18 protein-coding genes and 3 pseudogenes are annotated in these 20005 nt (G+C 68.9%); 10 read left to right on the top strand and 11 right to left on the bottom strand.

The features are described 5' to 3' along the window. Positions 1-39: 39 nt before the first annotated feature. The 7 genes from R2K23_RS23015 to R2K23_RS22985 all read left to right on the top strand — a co-directional run bounded on the left by R2K23_RS23015 (position 40) and on the right by R2K23_RS22985 (position 6201). Entirely contained in the window at positions 40-1200 is a 1161-nt protein-coding gene (locus R2K23_RS23015) for an amidohydrolase family protein (RefSeq protein WP_316512896.1), read from the top strand. Continuing rightward, complete coding sequence (locus tag R2K23_RS23010; RefSeq protein ID WP_316512894.1) at positions 1200-1532, top strand: hypothetical protein; 333 nt, start codon at positions 1200-1202, stop codon at positions 1530-1532. The genes R2K23_RS23015 and R2K23_RS23010 overlap by 1 nt, the downstream gene beginning before the upstream one ends. 115 nt (positions 1533-1647) lie before the next feature. After that, entirely contained in the window at positions 1648-2418 is a 771-nt protein-coding gene (locus tag R2K23_RS23005) for an MlaE family ABC transporter permease (RefSeq protein ID WP_316517510.1), read from the top strand. Further along, a complete protein-coding gene (locus R2K23_RS23000) occupies positions 2418-3116 on the top strand; it encodes an ABC transporter permease (RefSeq protein WP_316512892.1) in 699 nt (232 codons plus the stop codon). The genes R2K23_RS23005 and R2K23_RS23000 overlap by 1 nt, the downstream gene beginning before the upstream one ends. Beyond that, positions 3116-4174, top strand: coding sequence for an MlaD family protein (locus R2K23_RS22995; protein WP_316512890.1), 1059 nt, complete (start codon positions 3116-3118; stop codon positions 4172-4174). Before R2K23_RS23000 ends, R2K23_RS22995 begins: the two co-directional genes overlap by 1 nt. Continuing rightward, positions 4174-5424, top strand: a complete 1251-nt coding sequence (locus R2K23_RS22990; RefSeq protein WP_316517509.1) for an MlaD family protein — start codon at positions 4174-4176, stop codon at positions 5422-5424. Before R2K23_RS22995 ends, R2K23_RS22990 begins: the two co-directional genes overlap by 1 nt. A gap of 213 nt (positions 5425-5637) precedes the next feature. Further along, positions 5638-6201, top strand: a complete 564-nt coding sequence (locus R2K23_RS22985) for a DUF3298 domain-containing protein (protein ID WP_316512889.1) — start codon at positions 5638-5640, stop codon at positions 6199-6201. Here R2K23_RS22985 and R2K23_RS22980 read toward each other — a convergent pair. After that, entirely contained in the window at positions 6191-6631 is a 441-nt protein-coding gene (locus tag R2K23_RS22980) for a DUF2599 domain-containing protein (RefSeq protein ID WP_316512888.1), read from the bottom strand. The genes R2K23_RS22985 and R2K23_RS22980 overlap by 11 nt on opposite strands. Positions 6632-6653: 22 nt before the next feature. After that, complete coding sequence (locus tag R2K23_RS22975) at positions 6654-8126, bottom strand: aldehyde dehydrogenase family protein (protein WP_316512886.1); 1473 nt, start codon at positions 8124-8126, stop codon at positions 6654-6656. A gap of 68 nt (positions 8127-8194) precedes the next feature. Between R2K23_RS22975 and R2K23_RS22970 the strand changes: the two genes are divergently transcribed. Next, positions 8195-8989, top strand: a complete 795-nt coding sequence (locus tag R2K23_RS22970; RefSeq protein ID WP_316512884.1) for a FadR/GntR family transcriptional regulator — start codon at positions 8195-8197, stop codon at positions 8987-8989. 8 nt (positions 8990-8997) lie between these two features. On the opposite strand, the gene R2K23_RS22965 is transcribed toward R2K23_RS22970, so the two are convergent. From R2K23_RS22965 to R2K23_RS24905, 7 genes and pseudogenes are all read right to left on the bottom strand, one after another. After that, positions 8998-10206, bottom strand: a complete 1209-nt coding sequence (locus R2K23_RS22965) for a CaiB/BaiF CoA transferase family protein (RefSeq protein WP_316512883.1) — start codon at positions 10204-10206, stop codon at positions 8998-9000. A gap of 30 nt (positions 10207-10236) precedes the next feature. Then, positions 10237-10965 carry a hypothetical protein gene (locus R2K23_RS22960; RefSeq protein WP_316512881.1) on the bottom strand — a complete coding sequence of 243 codons (729 nt, stop codon included), beginning with the start codon at positions 10963-10965 and terminating at the stop codon, positions 10237-10239. Positions 10966-11027: 62 nt separating this feature from the next. Then, positions 11028-12233, bottom strand: a complete 1206-nt coding sequence (locus R2K23_RS22955; RefSeq protein ID WP_316512879.1) for a thiolase family protein — start codon at positions 12231-12233, stop codon at positions 11028-11030. Continuing rightward, the gene (locus R2K23_RS22950; protein WP_316512878.1) at positions 12230-12643 is read right to left on the bottom strand and encodes a Zn-ribbon domain-containing OB-fold protein; all 414 of its coding nucleotides are present in this window, start codon (positions 12641-12643) and stop codon (positions 12230-12232) included. Before R2K23_RS22950 ends, R2K23_RS22955 begins: the two co-directional genes overlap by 4 nt. A 160-nt stretch (positions 12644-12803) precedes the next feature. Continuing rightward, positions 12804-14240, bottom strand: a pseudogene (locus R2K23_RS22945) (AMP-binding protein); the annotation flags it as partial. 90 nt (positions 14241-14330) lie between these two features. After that, positions 14331-15779 carry a FadR/GntR family transcriptional regulator gene (locus R2K23_RS22940; protein ID WP_316512877.1) on the bottom strand — a complete coding sequence of 483 codons (1449 nt, stop codon included), beginning with the start codon at positions 15777-15779 and terminating at the stop codon, positions 14331-14333. Between the two features lie 4 nt (positions 15780-15783). After that, positions 15784-15972: pseudogene (locus R2K23_RS24905) on the bottom strand (enoyl-CoA hydratase/isomerase family protein); the annotation flags it as partial. A 5-nt stretch (positions 15973-15977) separates the two neighbouring features. Here R2K23_RS24905 and R2K23_RS22935 point away from each other — a divergent pair. Continuing rightward, positions 15978-17273 (top strand): annotated as a pseudogene (locus R2K23_RS22935) (AMP-binding protein); the annotation flags it as partial. Positions 17274-17285: 12 nt separating this feature from the next. Here the strand turns inward: R2K23_RS22935 and R2K23_RS22930 are convergent. Further along, entirely contained in the window at positions 17286-17972 is a 687-nt protein-coding gene (locus R2K23_RS22930; RefSeq protein WP_316512874.1) for a TetR/AcrR family transcriptional regulator, read from the bottom strand. A 122-nt stretch (positions 17973-18094) separates the two neighbouring features. Here R2K23_RS22930 and R2K23_RS22925 point away from each other — a divergent pair, with 122 nt between their 5' ends. Then, complete coding sequence (locus tag R2K23_RS22925) at positions 18095-19531, top strand: cytochrome P450 (RefSeq protein WP_316517507.1); 1437 nt, start codon at positions 18095-18097, stop codon at positions 19529-19531. Between the two features lie 51 nt (positions 19532-19582). On the opposite strand, the gene R2K23_RS22920 is transcribed toward R2K23_RS22925, so the two are convergent. Beyond that, a complete protein-coding gene (locus R2K23_RS22920; RefSeq protein ID WP_316512873.1) occupies positions 19583-19882 on the bottom strand; it encodes a DUF4193 domain-containing protein in 300 nt (99 codons plus the stop codon). Positions 19883-20005: the final 123 nt, after the last annotated feature.

The raw sequence follows: 20005 nt of genomic DNA, 5'->3' as shown, positions 1-20005 counted from the left end.
AAGCGGCGCCGGGGACAGTTTCGAAGTGGAGGAGACCTGATGCCATTACAGGACTGGATGAAGATCATCTCGGTCGATGACCATGTCATCGAACATCCGCAGGTGTGGCAGGACCGGCTGCCCGAGGCGCACCGGGAGGAAGGCCCGCAGATCATCGAGACGGCCGAGGGCCACCACGTGTGGCGCTACGAGGGCCAGCTCTATCCGCAGATCGGTTTGAACGCGGTGGCCGGCAAGCCGCCCTCGGAGTACGGCATGGAGCCGGTCCGCTACGACCAGATGATCCCCGGCTGTTACGACCCGGTGGAGCGCATCAAGGACATGGACATCGACGGCGTGCACGGCGCGCTGTCCTTCCCGTCGTTCCCCGGCTTCGGCGGCGGGGTCTTCCAGCGCGCCAAGGACAAGGAACTGGCCCTGGAATGCGTGAAGGCGTGGAACGACTTCCAAGTCTACGAATGGTGCGCGAGCGCCCCGGACCGCTTGATTCCCTTGGGAATTCTGCCGACCTGGGATCCGCAGTTGGCCGCCGCCGAGGTGGAACGTTTGGCCCAGATCGGCACCAAGGCGGTGTCCTTCCCGGACAGCCCGGTGCCGCTGGGGCTGCCGTCGTTCCACCACCCGACCCACTGGGAGGTGCTGTGGGACGCGCTGGAGGCGGCCGACATGCCGGTGTGCCTGCACTTCGGGGCCGGCGGGTACGTGCCCGGCTTCTCGTTCCAGAACCCCTCGCCCACCGACATGGCTCCGTTCGCCGTCGCCATCGCGACGTTCTCGACCAACCTGATGTGGAGCACCGCCGACCTGGTCTTCTCGGGGATGTTGCAGCGGCACCCGAACCTGAAGTTCATGCTGTCCGAGGGCGGCATCGGGTGGATTCCCTACCTGCTGGAACGGCTGGACTACACCTGGGAACGGCACCGCTGGTATCAGCCCATCAGCCGCACCGACCGGCCCTCGGACCTGTTCCGTAAGCATTTCTGGGGCTGCTTCATCGACGACGTGCACGGGGTGAACGCGCGAGACCAGATCGGTATCGAGAACATCCTCGTCGAGGTGGACTATCCGCATTCGGATTCCATCTGGCCGAACAGTCGTAAGGGGATCGCCGAGAACCTGATCGACGTCAACGATCACGACGTGCACCGCATCGTCGAACTCAACGCGCGTGAACTGCTGCGCCTGGACGGCGGTCGGTAATGGTTGATGGGCCGCAGCGTGCCGACGAGCATGGGGCGCCGGACGCGGAATCGCCTGTGGCCCGGCCGGAAACCGACGATTACGACCTGCTGACGTTCGGCGAGGTTGCGGCCCGACTGGCCGAGGAGTTGGCCGACCTCACCGCGGAGTTGGACCGGGCCCGTCAGGAACCGACGCCGGACGCGCGGCGGATCCGGGCGCTCGAGGAACGCATCGCGTTGCTGACGGCCAGCGGCGAGCGGTACCGCCGGGAGGCGAACACCGAGGAGTTCTTCAAGCGGCGCTTCGGCGGAATCGACGTATCGCAGGACGAACGGCCGCAGTGGCGCTGAGCGCCACGGACAAGCAGATGCAGGGACGCGGAGGTCAAGGGTGACAGTGCAGCAGCCCCCGTCGGCGGTCGGCGATATCACCGAGTGGACCCGCGGCTATGTCCGCCGTCACCCGATGGCCTCGCTGGAAACGGTGGGCAGCCAATGCATCCTGGGGCTGCGCGCGTTGCAATACCTCGTCATCGACATCGTCAAGTGGCGCTTTCCGTTCGAGGAGTTCGTCCGGCAGGCGGCATTCATGGCTTCGACGGCGATGTTGCCCACCATGTGCGTGGCGATCCCCATCGGGGTGACCCTGCAGATCCAGTTCGCTCTGCTGGCCGGTCAGGTGGGTGCGACGTCCCTGGCCGGCGCGGCCAGCGGTCTGGCCGTGATCAAGCAGGGCGCACCGTTGGTCGCGGCGCTGCTGATGGCCGCCGCGGTGGGTTCGGCCATCTGCGCGGACCTGGGCTCACGCACCATCCGGGAAGAAGTCGACGCCCTTGAGGTGCTGGGCATTTCGGCGATCCGGCGCCTGGTGGTTCCGCGGCTGGCCGCCGCCATCCTGGTGGGCCTGGGCTTGACCGGGCTGGTCTGCTTCATCGGGTTCCTGGCGGGCTACCTGTTCAACACGTTCGTCCAGAGCGGGGCGCCGGGCAGCTTCGTGATGACGTTCGCCTCCTTCGCGACGGTGGGCGACCTGGTGCTCACGCTGATCAAGTCGGTGGTGTTCGCCGCGATCGTCGCGATCGTCGCCTGCGACAAGGGATTGAGCACCAAGGGCGGCCCGGCCGGCGTGGCCAACTCGGTCAACGCCACCGTGGTCGCTTCGATCCTGTTGTTGATGATCACCAATGTCGTCTTCACCCAGATGTACGTCCTGCTGTTCCCGAAGGCGGCCCTGTAGTGGCGGCAACCTACTACCCCAGGGGCGTGCGGCCGCTGGTGGTCGCGGTGACCACGGTGGCCGGTCTCGGCGTCCGGCTCGGTCATCTGTTGACGTTCTTCGGCCACGCCGTCGCGGCGATCCCGGTGGCGCTGACCCGTTACCGCAAGGCCGCCGGACTGCTGTCGTCGACGGTGTCCACCCGTGAGCTGGCTCCGATCATGGCCGCGTTGGCCTTCGCGGCCCAGGCCGGTTGCCGGTTCACCGCGCAGCTGGGTTCGATGCGGATCTCCGAAGAGGTCGACGCCATCGAATCTCTTGCCATCCGCCCGATCCCGTACCTGGTGACCACGCGGCTGCTGGCCTCGGTGGTGGCGATCATCCCGCTCTACGTGCTGTGCCTGGTGGTGAACTACGCCGCCGTGCAGACCATCGTGACCTTCGCCGGCGGGGTGTCTGCGGGCTCCTTCGACCACTACTTCCGGCTGGTGCTGACCGGCTCCGACATCGTCTACTCGGTCATCAAGGCCGTCGTATTCGTCACCATCACCTCGACCATCCAGTGCTACTACGGCTACTTCGCCACCGGCGGTCCGCAGGGCGTCGGCATCGCCGCGGGCCGCGCCATGCGGGCCAGCATCTCGGTGATGATCATCGCGAATCTCCTTCTCACCATTGGGCTGTGGGGAATCGGCTCGGGCGCTAGGTTGGGCGGCTGATGACACAGAAGCTCGAGTCGGCGGCCCGGCAGGTGTCCGATGGGCGGCTGCTCGTACGCGGGTTGGCGCTGTTACTCGGCGCGGTGCTGCTGTCCGCGGCCGCGATCGCCAAGTCCGAGGGCTTCTTCGCGAGCCGCGTCGAGGTCTTTGCGCTGCTGAGCAATGTCGGCGACGGTCTGCCGTCCGGGCCCGACGTCAAGTTCCGCGGGGCGCTGGTGGGGACCGTCGAGGGCGTGCAGCCGGCGACCGAGACCCGCCCCAACGAGATCCTGCTGAGCCTCGACCCGCACTTCGCCGGGGGCATCCCGGCCACCGTCACCGCTCGGGTGGTGCCCAGCAACGTCTTCGCGGTCTCGTCGATCCAATTGGTGGACAACGGACCCGGGCCGAAACTGCAGCCCGGCGACGAGATCAGGCAGGACGACAGCCTGGCCACCGTGCAGTTCCAGACCGCGTTGACCAAGCTGCGCGACGTGATGGGGGCGGTCGGCCGGCCGGGCTCCCGCGACAGCGTGGGCGTCCTCGCCGCGGTGGCCGAGGCGACCAGCGGGCGCGGCGACGAACTGTCGCACGCCGGCGGCGGCGCCAACCGCATTGTCCGGGAACTCAACGCCGTCATCGCCGACGACGGCACCGAGCCGACCCTGCAGACGCTCTCCGAGGCGTTGAACGCCGCCGCGACGGCGCCGGGGGCCTCGCTGGCGACGTTCAACCTGCTGTTCGGCCCCATCCTCAAGCTGACTAACTCCACGTCGTCCCATGTCTCGATCGACCTGGCCGACATGGCCGTCGGGGCGTTCGCCGACCCGTATCATCCCGCCGACCCGGGCAGCCGGGCGCCCACCCGGGAAGATTTCCGAAACATGTTGGGCAGCATCACCTATGAGCTGATCAAGGTCCGCGACAAGTTCTGGGGCGCGCCGACGCCACCGCCCGGCAACGTGCCGCCGCCGAACCTGATCGGTCCCGCGCCCGGCGCCCTGACGCCGGCGCCGCCCCGGCCGCCGGTGCCGCCCCCCGCGCCGGTGCGACCGGCGCCCCCGGAGGGCACGCCGTGATCGCCCGGCTGCTGGCCGCGCTGCGTTACGCGCGGGAGCGACGACTGGGGCTGTCCGCGGCTGCGTTGGCGCTGATGTTGGTGGTCGGGGTGGCCTACCTGCTGTTCGGGACGCTGAAGATCAACCCGGGCAGCACCGAGAAGCTGGTGCGCGTGCACCTCGCGGAAACCGGCGGGCTGCTTCCCGGCCAGGACGTCACCTTGCGCGGGGTGGCGGTGGGCCGCGTGCAGTCGATCGACCTGACCGACGACGGCGTGGTGGCCACCGCGGCGCTCAGCCCCGACGCGCAGATCCCCGCCGACAGCGTGGTTCGGGTGTCGGCGTTGTCCCCGGCCGGTGAGCAGTATCTCGACTTCCGGGCCACCAGCAACGCGGCCCCCTATCTGGTCGACGGCAGTGTGGTCGACAGTGACCGGACGCAGACCCCGGTGACGTTGGCGACGCTGCTGGGAAATCTGGACGGCACCCTCAAGCAGGTTGAGCCCGACAAGCTTTCCGCGGTGTTCGACGAGCTGCGGGTGGGTCCGGAGGGGGTGCACAAGTTGGCGGCCATCCTCGACGGCGGGGCGCTGCTGGTATCGACCCTGGATTCGGTGCTGCCGCAAACGGTGAGCCTGGTCAACACCAGCAAGGTGATGCTGTCGACCGTTCGCGACGTCAGCCCGGGCCTGGCCTCGACCTCATCGGATCTGTCGTCGATCCTGGGTGGCGTGCAGCGCATGGACGGGGGCTATCGGACTCTGCTGGAGCGCGGGCCGCAGACCATGGGGTCGCTCGATGCCCTGATCGCCGACAACTCGCCGACCATGGTGCAACTGCTCGGCAACCTCACCACCGTGTCGCAGCTGGCGTACCTGCGGGTGCCCGCGCTCAATGCGTTCTTCTTCCCCGAGTATCGGGCCGGTTCGGCGCTGGAAGCGCTCGGCTCGACGTTCCGCGACGGCGGCGTTTGGGGCGCGGTCAGCCTGTACCAACGGTATTCGTGTGACTACAACCTGCCGCACGCACCGCCGTCGGTCGCCGATCATCCGGAGCCCTATCTCTACACCTATTGCCCCAACCCGGATCCCAAGTACCTGGTGCGGGGCGCGCGCAACGCGCCGCGGCCACCCGGCGACGACACCGCGGGTCCGCCGCCGGGCGCCGATCCGCTGCGGCGCGCCGATCCCACGCCGAAGGGGCCCTACAGCATCGACCTGCCCTACGCGGGGCCTGTACTGCCGCTACCGCCGCCGCCGAGCGGACCGTGAGACGTCGTGAGCTAGGAGTGCGCACCATGCAGCCGGACAACGTGTTTCGAAGGACGTTCGCGGTGGCGCTGGCGCTCGCCACGGTGCTCGCGCTCCTCGGGTTCGGGCCCGCCCCCCGGGCCCAGGCGGAACCGGTGTCCAACGGCGTCACGTACGCGGTGGTGCCGGACGTCCGCGCGGGCGTGAGCCCCAACGGAATCGGCAACTGGACGGTTGCGTTACGAGAAGATCGCCGGTGGCGACCCGGCCGTCACCGACGCCATCAACCGGATCCTCGACGAGGAGGCCGATGGGCACGTGTGGCTGTATGCGGCGAGCGCCAGCAAGACCTCGCCGTGGACCTTCCACGCCCAGGGGCGGCTGCTGTTTCGGCCCATGACCATCTCGGCGCTGTTCACCGGGCAGTACCACGCGACGGAGTTGCCGAACATGCCGGTGGACACGGTGGCGACCCGAGTCTTCGACTCCCGCAGCGGGATCCAGATCGTCTGGGCGAACCTGTTCCGGGACGAACGCGCGGGCCTGACGCGGCTGTCGGATCTGACCAAGCAGATCCTGCCGGCCAGTTACCCGGAACCGCCGTTGGGCGGCTGGGCCGAATACGGGCCGTCGATGGCGCCGTTGAAGCGCAACTTCCGGTTCTGGTTGCCCACCGATCAGGGCATCGAATTACACTTTCCGGCCGGTCAGTTCGGCCGCGCCCCGCGGGCGATCACCGTGCCGTGGTCCGCGGTGCAGGATCTGATCGCGCCGGAGTTCGCGGCGATCACCAGTTGAGGACGTCGTCGGGCCCGCCCGGGTTACAGCCGGAGTTGACCAGCATGGTGTTGGTGACCACCTCGCGCCAGGGCTCCAGGTTCCAGGTGCCGACCTTGCCCGGGTTGGTGAACGTGGCCAACTGCCAATGACAGAAGAACTGGCGCTGCATGGTCAGCGTGTTCGCCTCGGGGGCGTGCTGCAGCAGTTCGGCCCACGCGTCGTAGCTCTGGGCGCCGTTGGTGAACACACCGGCCGCCGACCATCCCCAGGCCGTGGGGAAGATCCGCAGGGTGGCGCGCTCGCCGTGGTACTCCCAGGCCACCCGCTCGATGTAGTTGGGGGAGCCGGGCGGCCGCGGGGGCGGCAGGTCGGCGCGGGCGGGGCTCACCGCGCCGAACGCGGCCAGCAGCCCCGCCGCCGCCGCGGCCGCCGCGCATCGTCGGAACATCCGCGCCGCCCTTCTCACTCCGCTAGCCCACGGGCCATTGAAGCGCCTTGTGCTGCAGGAACTCTGACAAACCGAACTCGCCGAACTCGCGGCCGATGCCGCTCTGCTTGTAGCCGCCGAACGGGGCGGCCGGATTCAGCCCGCCGCCGCCGCCGTTGATCACCACCATGCCGGTGCGCAGCTTGCGGGCCACCTCCGCGGCGCGCACCGGATCGGCCGACCACACGCCGCCGGCCAGGCCGTAGCGGCTGTCGTTGGCGATGCGGACAGCCTCGGCGTCGTCGCGGAACGGGATCACCACTCCGACCGGGCCGAAGAACTCCTCCTGGGCGATGCGCATCCCGTTGTCGACGCCGACGAACAGGGTCGGCTCCAGGAAGTAGCCGCGGTCCAGGTGGGCCGGACGCTTGCCGCCGAAGGCGATCTGGGCCCCTTCCTCGACGCCGGCGGCGATCAGTGCCTCCACCCGCTGGCGTTGCACGTCGCGGATCAGCGGCCCCATCATGGTGGCCGGATCCGACGGATCGCCGACACCGATGAAGCCCAGCACGCCGACGATCCGGTTGACCAGGTCGTCGTGGAGTGATTCGTGGACCAGGATCCGGGTGAGCAACGCGCAGCCCTGCCCGGCGTGGGTGACGATGCCCGCCAACACGCTTTCCAGGGCCTTGTCCAGGTCGGCGTCGTCGAGAATGATGTTCGCCGACTTGCCGCCGAGTTCGAGCACCACCTTCTTGATGGTCGCGGCGCCCTGGGCGTACACCTTGCGGCCCACCGTGTCGGAACCGGTGAAGCTGACGATGTCGACGTCGGGATGGGTGGTGAGCCGTTCGCCGGCGGCGAGGTCGCCGGTGACGATGTTGAGCGTGCCGGGCGGCAGGCCCGCGGCCTCGGCGATCTCACCGAGCAGCAGCGCCTCCAGCGGCGTGTACGGCGACGACTTCAGCACGGCGGTGCAGCCGGCGGCGAGCGCGGGGCCCACCTTGGCCAGGTTCAACAGGAACGGGAAGTTGAACGCGGTGATCAACGCGGCCACCCCGTAGGGCTCCCGCAGCACCTGGCCCTGGCCGATCCCGTTGCCCACGACGGGCCGCACCGACTCCTCGAATGCGAACTGCGGCAACACCCGGTGCGCCAGGTCCGAGAAATGGTCGATCGGGGTGCCCACCTGGAGGATGTCGGCGAGCATCCGGGTGGAGCCGGCCTCGGCGATGTTCAGTTCCACCAACTCGGCGCGACGACGGGTGAGTTCGTCGGCCATCGCCGCGAGGATCCGGCCGCGTTCGGCGGGACTCATCCGCGGCCAGGGGCCGTCGTCGAAGGCGCGTCGGGCCGCGCCGACCGCGGCATCGATGTCCGCGGGGGAGGCCTGCGGCACCTCGGCGATGGTTTCTTCGGTCGCCGGATTGATCACCGCGAGGGTCTCCTCGGTGGCGCCTTCGGTCCAGGCGCCGTCGATGAAGAGCTTGCGGGTGGCCAACTGGGTCGAGGTCATCAAATCTCCTAGTATTCGCGTTGAGTGGCATCATTTAGGCGATTGATGCGCTGAGGAACGGATGGCTGATGGATGCGGTGAGGCGAGCGGGCAGTGCGTCGAAGTTGGTGCGGGCGCCGAAAACTGCGGAGCTGATTGCCGATCAGTTGCGCAGCCAGATCGTCCGCGGCGTCCTGAAACAGGGGGATGCGCTGCCCACCGAGGTGGAACTGGTCAAGCAGTTCGGTGTCTCGCGGCCCACACTGCGGGAGGCGTTCCGCATCCTGGAAAGCGAGTCGCTGATCATCGTCCGACGTGGCTCGCGCGGCGGTGTACTGGTGGCTTCCCCGCAAACCTCCGTAGCGGCAAGAGATTTCGGATTGTTGCTGCAGATGTCGGGCGCCACGCTGGCCGATGTGTACGAGGCGCGGAAGGTCTTCGAACCGGCGGCCGCGGAAATGCTGGCCCGCCGCGCGACCGCCGAGGACATCGCCGAGCTGACCGGCGCGGCCGACACACTGGCGGCGCTGGTCGCCGAGGGCACCGAATTCGCCGATCTGGCCGAGTGGTCGGCGGCGACCTTCCGCTTTCACGACGTGATCCTGGAGCGCGCCGGGAACACCACCGTGGCGTTGATCGGCGCGGTGCTGCGCGACGTCGTCACCCGGCACATGGACCGGGCGGTGGCGTCGACCACCGACGCGGCCGTGATCGAGAAGCAGTTCAAGAACACGATCCGCTCGTTTCGGCGATTGACCGCGCTGATCGAAGCGGGCGACGCGGACGGTGCCAGGACGCTGTGGGTCGACCACATGGACCGGGCCGGGCGCAAGATGCTGTGGGGCACCCTGGGTACCGAGTCGGTCATCGACCTGTTCGCCTGACACCGCGATCACCCGAGCGCACCGCCCTCGCGCAGCGCGCTGATCTCGTCCCAGTCCCATCCGCAGTCCAGCAGCACCTCTTCGGTGTGCTGGCCGAGCTCGGGCGCGGGTCCGGCCGGCACGCCCGGGACGCCGTCGAACTGGTAGGGCGGGGCGACCACCCGGAACGGCTGCCCCTGTGCCGGGGTCACCTCGGGGAGGTAGCCGTTCTCGGCGACCTGCGGGTTGGCGCAGACCTCTTCGAAGGACGCCGCCGCCGACCAGACCCCGGAGAAACCGGCCAGCGCGGTGCGCCACTGGTCCAGCGTGCGTTCGCCGAAGGTCTTGTCCAACTCGGCGATGCACGCCGCCCGGTTGACGTATCGGCGGGCCATGTCGGTGAACCGTTCGTCCTCGGCCAGTTCCGGCCGGCTGATGGCCTGGCACAGCTCGGGCCAGTACCGATCCGATTGCAGGCAAACAAGATTGATCCAGCGGTCGTCCGCGGTGCGATAGGTGTTCACGATGGGGTTGGCGACCTCGTTGCGGTATTGCCGGGGCAGCTCGCCGGAGCCGGCCGCCACTGCCGCCAGATCGGGACTCATCGTCCACATTCCCGTGCCCAGCAGCGACACGTCGACCTCGGCGCCCTGGCCCTGCCGTTCCCGCTGGAACAGGGCCATGGCCACCGCACCGGCGATGGCGCTGGAACCCTGCAGGTCGAAGAACGCCGCCGGTTGCGCCGCCGGTTCCGCCGCACCCGGTGCGGTGAGCTTGTTCTGCACACCCGCGGCCGACCAGGCCGCGGCCGAGTCGAATCCGCCGGCGTCGGCCATCGGGCCGTTACGTCCCCAGCCCGAACCGCGCACGTAGATCAGGCGGGGGTTGTCCGCCCGCAGCGCCTCGGCGTCGATGCCGAGCTTGGCGCGCACCTTCGGCAGATAACTCGTCAGGAAGACATCGGCGGTCTTGGTCAGTCGGAACAGCGTCTCGACGCCGGCCGGGGACCGCAGGTCCAAAGTGATGCTGCGCTTGCCCCGGTTGGGCACCTGCAGAAAGGGATTGGGGGTCGAGTCGTCGGCGTTGAGCGCGTTACGCAGCGCCCGCTGGGGGTCACCGGTGGGCGGTTCGACCTTGATGACGTCGGCGCCGAGGTCGGCCATGATCGCCCCCGCTCCCGGCACGAACGTCCACGACGCCACCTCGATGACCCGGACACCGTCGAACGGTCCGCTCACTGTGTTCTCCTGTTCTAGTCGCCGCTGGGCTCAGCGCACAGCTTGGAGGGCGTCCCGCATTCGGGCGAAATGCTTTGGGTGCCAGATGTCTTGGTCCTCGCCCCAGCCGATCTCGGAGCCCAGGTCCCAGCGCATCAGCGCGGTACTGCCGCCCCCGCGCTCGCAGATGTGACTGGCAGCGATCCCCTCGGCGCCCAGGGTGCGGCCCCGGACGTCGACAAGGTCGACCTGCATGTGCGAACTCCACCCGGTCAGCGGGTCGCGGTAGTTCTTCATCCGGCTGGCCGACTTGTCGAGCAACTCGAAGCGGCCGTCCTGCAGCAGCCAGCCATGGTTGAGCGGGGCCCAGCCCGCGGCGTCGGCGCTGTCCTCGAACTCGATCTCATAGTCGCGCAGCGGGCGGATCATCTTCACGCTGAAACCGCCGCCGGGAATGGTGATGTCCCGAAGGTCCGGAGCCGGATCCGTGACCGGGACGTCGGTGGCCATCCGGAAGTACCGCAGGTCCGACTGCTCGGCGCCGCGGGGGTCCCAGACATAGACCCGCCACGTCACCGTGTCGCGGTTGGTGTTGAACTGGCCGTGTAGCCAGCCGCCGATCTTGCGTTCCGGAATGTTGAACGACCACCACGTGGTCTCGGCCCAGTAGGGGTTGTCGTCCGGCGACCGGTGGAACTGGTCGTCCTCGGGGCCGAAGGGCGTATCCGCGGTGATCTGCGTCGCCGCGGCCGTCGCGCCGGAAGGGGCTGCACGCACCATTGCGCCGTCCTAACGTAAAGGATACTAATTTAGGGATTACTTGCCGGACTTCGCCGACGGGCTCAGGCGGCCTTTTCCAGGATGTGGATCCCGCAGGTCGAGCCGAGTCCGATCACGTGCGCCAGACCTACTCGGGCACCGTCGATCTGGCGGTCGCCGGCCTCGCCGCGCAGGTGCTGACAGATCTCCCAGACGTTCGCGATGCCGGTCGCGGCGATCGGATGGCCCTTCGATTGCAGACCCCCGGAGACGTTGACCGGCAGCCGGCCGTCGCGCCACGGGGCTCCGCTGTCGAAGAAGTCGACCGCGCCGCCGGGTTCGCACAGCCCGAGGTTGTCGTAGTGCACCAGTTCGGCGGTGGCAAAGCAGTCGTGCAGCTCCACCAGATCCAGATCCTCGGGGCCGACGCCGGCGGCTTCGTAGGCCTGGGTGGCGGCGTTGCGCGTGACGGTGTTGACGTTGGGCAACACCTGGCAGGCCTCTTCCCACGGGTCGGTGGTCAGCACCGATGCGCTCACCTTGACCGCGCGGCGGCGCTGCTCGGGCGACAGGGTGCGCAGTCGCTCGTCGCTGACCAGGACCGCCGCCGCGGCGCCGTCGCAGTTGGCCGAGCACATCGGGCGGGTGTTCGGGTAGGCGATCATCACGTCGTTCATGATCTGTTCGGCCGACATCGCTTTGGTGTGTGCTGCCAGGGGATTCAGCGTCGAGTGGAAGTGGTTCTTCTCGCTGATCCGGGCGAACAACTCCAGCGGCGTCCCGGAATAGGCGTGCCGATGCAGGTACTGCATGCCGATCTGGGCGAACACCCCGGGCATCAGGTCGGTACCGATCTGGCCCTCCAGCGGGGCGACCGCGTCCAGGCGGCCGCTGGGTTGCCAACTCTTCGCGTCGGTGCGGGCCTTGCTGCTGGCGCCCAGCATGCCGGCCCCGGCCAGCTTCTCGGCGCCGAGGGCAAGCCCGAGGTGGGCCTCGCCGGCCTTGATGGCCAACATCGCGGTCCGCAGGGCGGTGGCTCCGGTGGCACAGGCGTTGGCGACGTTGAACACCGGGATGCCGGTCTGGCCGAGTTGCTTCTGCACCGCCTGCCCGTATCCGGGCGAGCCGAGCAGGTTGCCCGCCGCGAAGATGTCGATGTCGGCCACGCTCACCCCGGCGTCGGTCAGCGCGGCGCCGGCCGCGTCGACGCCGAGGCCCACCGCGTCGCGGTCGGGGCGCTTGCCGAACTTCGTCATGGCGATGCCAAGGATCCAAACGTCGGAGCTCATCGCGGGTCCTCTCCCGATGCGGCCGGCCGGAATCCGAAGCCGACCGCGGTGCGGCCCTCGTCATCGGTGCCGATGTCAAAGGTGGTCAGTTGCAAGGGCATTCCGAACCGGACCGACTCGGTGTCCGGTTCGACGCCGACGATGTTGGCCCGCACCGAGATGCCGTCGCAGTCGACCACGCCGGCGATGTAGGGCACGGGTACCCCCGGCGCGGCCACCTGCACGACCGTGAAGGTCTCGAGCGTGCCGGTAGTGGCCACCGGCTTGGTGGTGAAGTAGGTGCCGAAGCACGAGGCGCAGGCATCGCGGCGGTCGAAGAAGTAGGCCGCGCAGTCCGTGCAGACGGTGACGTTGAGGTGGGGCGGATCGGCCAGTTCCAGATAGCCGACGATGGGGATGGTGTCGCTCATGGTGGTGGGTTGCAGCCTTCCTGTCGTGGAGGGTCAGACCTGCCGGCCCGCGGCGGCCCAGTAGGAGTCGCGGATCTGGCGCTTGACCAACTTGCCGGGCCTCGGTGCGCGGCAGCGCGGAGTCGAAATCCACGGTGCGGGGGCACTTGAACCCGGCCAGCCGCTCGCGGCAGTAGGCGATGATCTCCGCGGCCAGTTCGTCGGAAGGGTCGGTGCCGTCGAGCAACTCGACCACCGCCTTGACCTGTTCGCCCCATTCGGGGTCGGGCACGCCGATCACCGCGACGTCGGCGATGGCGGGGTGGCTGGACAGCACGCCCTCCACCTCGGCCGGATAGATGTTCACGCCGCCGCTGATGATCATGTCCTTGGCGCGGTCGCAGATGAACAGGTAGCCGTCGTCGTCGAGGTATCCCACGTCGCCGATGGTGAAGGCCGCCCCGCGGTGTACCGAGGCGGTCAGTTCGGCGTCGTTGCGGTACTCGAAGCTCTGGCCGTCCGTCCGCTCGATGTAGACGTCGCCGACCTCTCCGGGACCCAGCGCGCGGCCCTCGTCGTCGAGGATCTTCACCCGAACGCCTCGGATTGGACGGCCCACGGTGCCCGGCTTGGCCAGCCAGCGATGCGGTTTGGCCACGGTCGCCGGCCCCTCGGTGCCGCCATAGGTCTCCCAGATGACCGGGCCCCACCAATCCATCATTTCCTGCTTGACCTGGGTGGGGCAGGGCGCCGCGGAGTGCACCACCGACCGCAGGCTGGACAGGTCGTAGCGGTTGCGCACGGCGGGGTCGAGCTTGAGCATCCGAACGAACTGGGTCGGCACCATGTACGCAGAGGTCACCCCGTGGCGTTCGATGGCGGCCAGCGTCTGCTCGGGATCGAACTTGCCGAGGATCGCCAGGGCCTGCCCGACGTTGAGGGCGCCCAGGTAGAAGCTCTGGCACCCGGCGTGGTGCATGCCGGTGGACACCAGGTGGGCGCCGTCGAAGGGGCGAAAGTCGAAGGCGCGGCCGAAGATCGCCAGGGCGTTGGCGGCCTCGCCGGGCTCGCGGCCGTCCAGCGGGCGCACGATGCCCTTCGGTTTACCGGTGGTGCCCGAGGAGTAGCGGATGGCGTCGCCTTGGGTGCGGTCGGCCGGCGGGGTGGCTGGGGCGTCAGCCAGGAAGTCGGCCTCGGCGACGAACCCGGCGCCGGCGGGTCCGCCGACCACGACCTGCAGGGTGATGTCCGCGGGCAGGCTGGGGAAACGGTAGAGGTAGTCGGCGTGGGTGACCAGCACCTTGGCCTCCGAGTGCGCCAGGATCGCGGCGAATTCCTCGGCGGACAGTGCGGTGTTGAGCGTCAGATAGCGCAACCCGATCTGACTGGTGCCCAGCTGCCAGATCACGGCGTCGACGTCGTTGGGTAGCGCGTAGGCGACCACGTCGCCGGTGCGCAGGCCGTGGGCCTGCAACGCATTGGCCACCCGGTGGGCGGCGGCGGCCAGTTCACCGGAGGTCAGGGTCCGACCGCTCGGCGAAGCGACGACGGCCGGTGCGTCCGGATGATCTTCGGCGATCCACCACACGCCGAGGCGTTGATCCCACGGATGCTGCATCCGCCCTCCCTCGTTCAATTAGATAGAACAGTATCCTCAACTACGGAATCTGCAAAGCCCCCGGGTGTCCGATCGGGGCCGAACGGGTTTTCAGGTCGGCGGAGACGCGGTGGCTGTCATGTGCGCCCGCATGCGCATCACCGCCAGTTCGGCGTCGCCCGCACTGAGCGCTTCGGTGATGTCGCGGTGCGCCGGCTCGATGGCCGCGGGCTCGGAGATGGCGTTGACGCGCGGGTTCTTGGTGGCCAGCTGTGAGAAGAACTGCCAGCCCAGACGCATCGTGACGCGGTGCAGCAACTGCAGCGCCGGGTTGCCGGTGAGGCCGCCCAGCACCGAGTGGAAATCCTCCCCGCGGCTGAACGCCAGCGCGAAACCCAGTTCCGATTCGGCCCGCAGCGACTGCGTGAGGTCGGCGGCCATCGTCTCGAGGTCGGCGGGTTGGGCGGCGCGCAGCCGCTCGCCGGCGCGCTCGGTCACCGCCAACTCGAGCCCGGTGCGCAGGTCGCTGATGTGGCGCAACTTCACCCCGCGGCGCCGCAGGTAGATGGCGATGATCTCGGCGAGTGCGGTGCTGTCCGGCTCGGCGACGAACAGGCCGCCGCCGGGGCCGCGGCGGGTCAGGGCGATCTGGTGGTACTCCAGGATGCGGATGGCCTCCCGGACCACGGCTCGGCTGGCCTGGTATTTCTCCATGAGCGCGCTCTCGGAGCCGACGAAGTCACCCGGCGTGGCCCCGCTGCGGACGATCTCGGTGAACAGCTGACGCGCCAGGGCTTCGCCGCGCTTGTCGCCGAGCGAGCCGGCCAGCGCCACGGCGGGGTCGAGCCGCTGCACGGTGTCCGGCTGTTTGCGGATGAAGTCGGCCTCGGCGCTGAGGTGGCGGCGCATCCGCGCGCGCGCCAGGCCGGAATTGTTGGTCAGGATCGCCCGCGCGATCGCGTCGTGTGCGCGGCACACCTCCTCGACCACCGACGAAGGCAGGGCCGCCCGGTCCGCGAAGTAGAAGTTGCTGACCCGGCTGAAGGTCTCGACGAACAGTTCCAGCACCGGATTGGCGGTCAGTGCCGCGACGTGGGAATGCAGCAGGCGATAGTCGGGGACCTCGCCGGCCGCCTCCTGCTCCAGCGTGTTGCGCAGCAGGGCGAGGTCGCTCTCGCCGGCCCGCTCGGAGGCGAGTTCGGCGGCCAGTTCCTCGAGCAGGATGAGGGTGTCGAAGATCTGGTCCAGGGTGGCGTCGACGCGCAGGAGGTAGATGATGGCGGGGCCGATGACCGCGTCGATGTCTGGTTCGTCGATGACCAGCCCGCCCCCGGTGCCCCGCCGCATGCGGGCCACCCGCTGATGCTCCACCAGGCGCACGGCCTCGCGCAGCACCGCCCGGCTCACGCCGTAGCGCTCCAGCAGCTCCGCCTCTGAGCCGAGGACCTGCCCTACGGGCCAGCCCAGCTCGATGACATCGGCGACGATCTGTTCGGCCGCCCGGCCGGCAAGCTTGGCCTGCCGCGAATCGATGCGCGGCGCGATCATGTCCTGACTCACGGTGTCACCGGTAGATCGGTGGTCCGTTGCGGCGAGGGGCGGCCCGCCGCTCGGCGAGCGGAGGGTTGCCGATGTGGGTGTAGGCCATGCCGTTCTGCAGCGCGGTGGAACGGGTCATGTCCAAAGACTCCCATATCGCGCGGATGGTGCCCTGGATCGCCTGCGGGTTGCGCGCCGCGATCTGCGTCGCGATGTCGTTTGACGGCCGACGAGGTCGCCTACATCGTTGACAACTGCGCCGCGCAGGCGGTGGTGTCGTCGCGGGCGCAACGGGCGGTGTGTGCGGAACTGGCCGCGCACCTGCCCCGCGGCTTGCCCGGTCTGCGGCTGATCGCCGACGACGACCTCGAGGGGTGGCAGCGGTATCCGGAGTGCGTGGCCGGCCACCCGGACACGCCCATCGCCGACGAGTCCGAAGGTGACCTGCTGCAGTACTCGTCGGGAACCACGGGCCGGCCCAAGGGTATTCGGCGGGAACTGCCGCGAAAGTCTCCGGCGGAGGCGGGGGTGATGCTCGCGCCGCTGCTCGACGCCGCCAGTATCGACGGCGATGCGGTGTATCTGAGTCCCGCCCCGCTGTACCACACCGCGCCGTCGTACTGGTCGATGTCGGTGCAGGCCCTCGGCGGCACCACCGTGGTGCTGGAGCGCTTCGACGCCGAGGATGCGCTGGCGGCAATCGAGCGCTACGGCGTGACCCACGGGCAGTTCGTCCCGACGATGTTCGTTCGGATGCTCAAGCTGGACCCGGCTGTCCGGGACAGCTACGACGTGTCCAGCCTGCGCCGGGTGGTGCACGCCGCCGCGCCGTGCCCGCCGGAGATCAAGCGGCAGATGATCGAATGGTGGGGGCCGATCGTCGACGAGTTCTACGGCTCCTCGGAGGGGGTGGGCGCCTCGTTCATCCGGGCCGAGGAGTGGTTGACCCATCCGGGATCGGTGGGCCGCCCACTCGGCGGCCGGGTGCACATCGTCGGCGAGGACGGCGCCGAGCTACCGGCCGGACAGCCCGGCGACATCTACTTCGAGAGCCCCGCGTCGTTCCGCTATCTCGGTGACGACGCCAAAACCGCTGCGGCGCACAACGACCGCGGCTGGGTCAGCGTCGGGGACATCGGCTACCTGGACGACGAGGGTTATCTGTACCTCACCGACCGGCGACACCACATGATCATCTCCGGCGGGGTCAACATCTATCCGCAAGAGGCCGAGAACCTGCTGATCAGCCATCCGGCGGTGCTCGACGCCGCGGTGTTCGGCATCCCCGATGAGGCCATGGGGCAGTCGGTGAAAGCCGTTGTGCAGACCGTGGATCCGGCCGCGGCCACCGATGAGTTCGCCGAAGAGCTCATCGCATGGTTGCGTGACCGGCTCGCGCACTACAAGTGTCCACGCTCGTTGTCCTTCGCGGCGCAGCTGCCCCGCACCGAGGCGGGAAAGCTGATCAAGGCGGGGCTGGTCGAGCAGTACGGCACCGCCGCGGCCCAGCGTTGAGGGCGGCCCGTCTCAGTCCGGGTGCGCCGCCGCGCGTTGTTGCGCCAGGTCGACGGCCCCGTTGCCGGTGAGCAGCCACAGCGTGGCGAGGCTGTCCACGAGTTCGTCGTGGGTCACCACCGCGCGGCCCTCGATGAACGCCAGGATGGCGTCCGCGGTGCCGCCGATCATGAAGGCCGGCGCCAGCTGGGCCAGCGGGTCGGACTCCAGCCGCACGTCGTGCACCGATCGGGCGTGGCCCACCAGCACGGCCGTGAGCCGGCGGATCACCCGGGCCCGATGCAGATGGTGGGCCGTCGAGCCGACGGCGACGCCGCCGAGCAGCACGCGGGCCCGCCGCGGATCGTCGGTCAGGGTGCGTACCACCGCCGCGGCCGCGGCGTGGGCCTGGCGCTCCACCGGGTCAGCGGCGGTCTCGGCGAGCGCTGCCAGCGCCGCCACCTGTACCCGTTCGGCGATGTCGTCGATGGCCGCGGCGGCCACCGCGTCGAGACCGTCGAAGCTCTCGTAGAAGTACCGCTTGTTCAGACCGGCAGCGGCACAGAGTTTCTCGACGGTCACCAACCGCCATTCGCCGTCGGTCATGAAGTCGATCGCGGCGTCGATCAGCCGGCCACGGCGCTGCGCGCGGCGCGCCTCCGCGGGCTGGCCACGGTAGGTGCGCTCCGGCTCCGGATTGCGCGCGTCGTTCCTTGACAACCGTCTCACCTATCTGGCACCGTTCTGTACCAACAATCTGGTCCGGAAATGTACCAGAGTGGCGGGATCTGCAGGAGGCCACCGTGAATGTCGCGACCACCCTACTGCCGCCGGTTCCGGCGATGGCCAAGCAGCGACTGCAATCGGCAGCGGCCACGTTGACCTCCCGGTATCCGAGCCACGAACGGCCACTGGCTGTGCCGCCGCCGGGGTCGGGGCTCAAGCCGGTGCTCGGCACCTACGGCTTCCCGGTCCTCGGCCACGTCCTGAGCACGCTCGCCGATCCGCTGGAATTCGCCCGGGAGCGCTACCGCAAGTACGGGCCCGTCTGGTGGGCCGGCGGGGTGGGATTCCGGGTGGCCTCCCTGATGGGCCCGGAGGCGCTGGAAGCGGCGTGGATCAACAAGGACAAGGCGTTCTCCAGTACCAGGGGCTGGGCACCGGTGATCGGACCGTTCTTCCACCGCGGCATCATGCTGCTCGATTTCGACGAGCATCGCGACCACCGGCGCATCATGCAGCAGGCCTTCACCCGCACCGCCCTGGAGGGCTATCTGGATCTGATGCGCCCCGGCATCGCCCGGACCGTCACGAGTTGGCCCAGCGCCCAGCGTTTTTCGTTCTACCCCTCGGTCAAGCGGCTGCTACTGGACCAGTCCGCCGAGGTCTTCGTGGGCGCGTCGATCGGCGCGGAGTCCGACCAGCTGTCCGCGGACTTCCACGCCACGGTCCTCGGCGGGCAGGCCATCGTGCGGGCCGACGTGCCGGGTGGAGCCTGGGCGCGTGGACTGCGGGCCCGGGAACGGCTCGAACGCTACTTCGGCAGCCAGCTGCCCGACCGTCGGGCCGGGGACGGGACGGACCTCTTCTCGATGCTGTGCCGTAGTCGCGACGAGGACGGTGAACGGTTCACCGACGCCGACATCGTCAACCACATGATCTTCCTGCTGATGGCCGCGCATGACACCAGTGCCATCGCCATCGCGATGCTCGTCTACGAGCTCGGCCGAAACCGGGAGTGGCAGGACGCCCTTCGCGAGGAGGCCGTCGCACACGCCAACGATCAGATCACCCTCGACGCCTTGGCTGACTACCCGGTGCTCGACGCGGCGTTCAAGGAGATCCTGCGGATGTATGCGCCCGCCGGCACGCTGTTCCGGCAGGCCATCAAGGACACCGAGGTCGCCGGGCACTACATCCCGCGCAACACCCAGGTGGCCATCAACGTCTACGGTTCGATGCGCCTCGAGGACTGGTGGCCGAATCCGGACCAGTTCGACCCCGGCCGATTCCTGGCCGGCGCGGACCCGAGCGCCGTGCATCGTTACGCTTTTGCACCGTTCGGCGGGGGCGTGCACAAGTGCATCGGCCAACACTTCGCGGACATGAACGTGAAGACGATCATGCATCAGATGCTGCGGCATTTCGAATGGAGCGTGCCCGACGACTACCGTGTGCAGCTCACCTGGGGGACCGGACCCACGCCCGCCGACGGTCTACCGATCACGCTGCGACGGCTGTACTGCCGGGGCCGACCTTCGGGCATCGAAAGGGTGTGACGCGGGCCCCGCGCCCGGGGCCCGTCGTCGTCTGGCGGAAACCTGTGCGGATCAGGCGCAGTCGGCGCAGATCGGCTGGTCGTTCTCCCGGCGGGCCAGTCGGTGGCTGTGGTGCACCAGGAAGCAACTGCTGCAGGTGAACTCGTCGTCCTGTTTGGGTACGACGCGCACCGTCAACTCTTCACCCGAGAGATCGGCGCCGGGCAACTCGAAGCCCTCGAAATCCGCGGACTCGTCGACATCGATCACCGCGGTGGCCGCGTCCTTGCGTCGGCTCGCCAGCGCCTCCAGGGACTCGTCGACGGTCTCGTCGGTTTCCTTCTGGCGGGGTGCGTCATAGTCAGTGGCCATCTCGTGTCCTCTCGATGTGCTTTTGGCCTCGGTCCCACAACGTCGGCAATCTCACTCTTGTTCCCCGGCGGGTGCCGGGCGAAACCCGATAGCAACGGTGCACTGTACGCGGTCACCGAACGC

This window comes from Mycolicibacterium sp. MU0050 (genome assembly GCF_963378085.1).
Lineage (GTDB): Bacteria > Actinomycetota > Actinomycetes > Mycobacteriales > Mycobacteriaceae > Mycobacterium > Mycobacterium wendilense.
This window is presented reverse-complemented; position numbering and strand designations above follow the sequence as displayed.

Coding starts and splice junctions, on each gene's coding strand:
- R2K23_RS22995 (WP_316512890.1), top strand. CDS start 3,116: ATGACACAGAAGCTCGAGTCGGCGGCCCGGCAGGTGTCCGATGGGCGG.
- R2K23_RS22950 (WP_316512878.1), bottom strand. CDS start 12,643: ATGAGCGACACCATCCCCATCGTCGGCTATCTGGAACTGGCCGATCCG.
- R2K23_RS22920 (WP_316512873.1), bottom strand. CDS start 19,882: ATGGCCACTGACTATGACGCACCCCGCCAGAAGGAAACCGACGAGACC.
- R2K23_RS22970 (WP_316512884.1), top strand. CDS start 8,195: ATGGATGCGGTGAGGCGAGCGGGCAGTGCGTCGAAGTTGGTGCGGGCG.
- R2K23_RS22925 (WP_316517507.1), top strand. CDS start 18,095: ATGGCCAAGCAGCGACTGCAATCGGCAGCGGCCACGTTGACCTCCCGG.
- R2K23_RS23015 (WP_316512896.1), top strand. CDS start 40: ATGCCATTACAGGACTGGATGAAGATCATCTCGGTCGATGACCATGTC.
- R2K23_RS22980 (WP_316512888.1), bottom strand. CDS start 6,631: ATGTTCCGACGATGCGCGGCGGCCGCGGCGGCGGCGGGGCTGCTGGCC.
- R2K23_RS22960 (WP_316512881.1), bottom strand. CDS start 10,965: ATGGTGCGTGCAGCCCCTTCCGGCGCGACGGCCGCGGCGACGCAGATC.
- R2K23_RS23010 (WP_316512894.1), top strand. CDS start 1,200: ATGGTTGATGGGCCGCAGCGTGCCGACGAGCATGGGGCGCCGGACGCG.
- R2K23_RS22955 (WP_316512879.1), bottom strand. CDS start 12,233: ATGAGCTCCGACGTTTGGATCCTTGGCATCGCCATGACGAAGTTCGGC.
- R2K23_RS23005 (WP_316517510.1), top strand. CDS start 1,648: ATGGCCTCGCTGGAAACGGTGGGCAGCCAATGCATCCTGGGGCTGCGC.
- R2K23_RS22975 (WP_316512886.1), bottom strand. CDS start 8,126: ATGACCTCGACCCAGTTGGCCACCCGCAAGCTCTTCATCGACGGCGCC.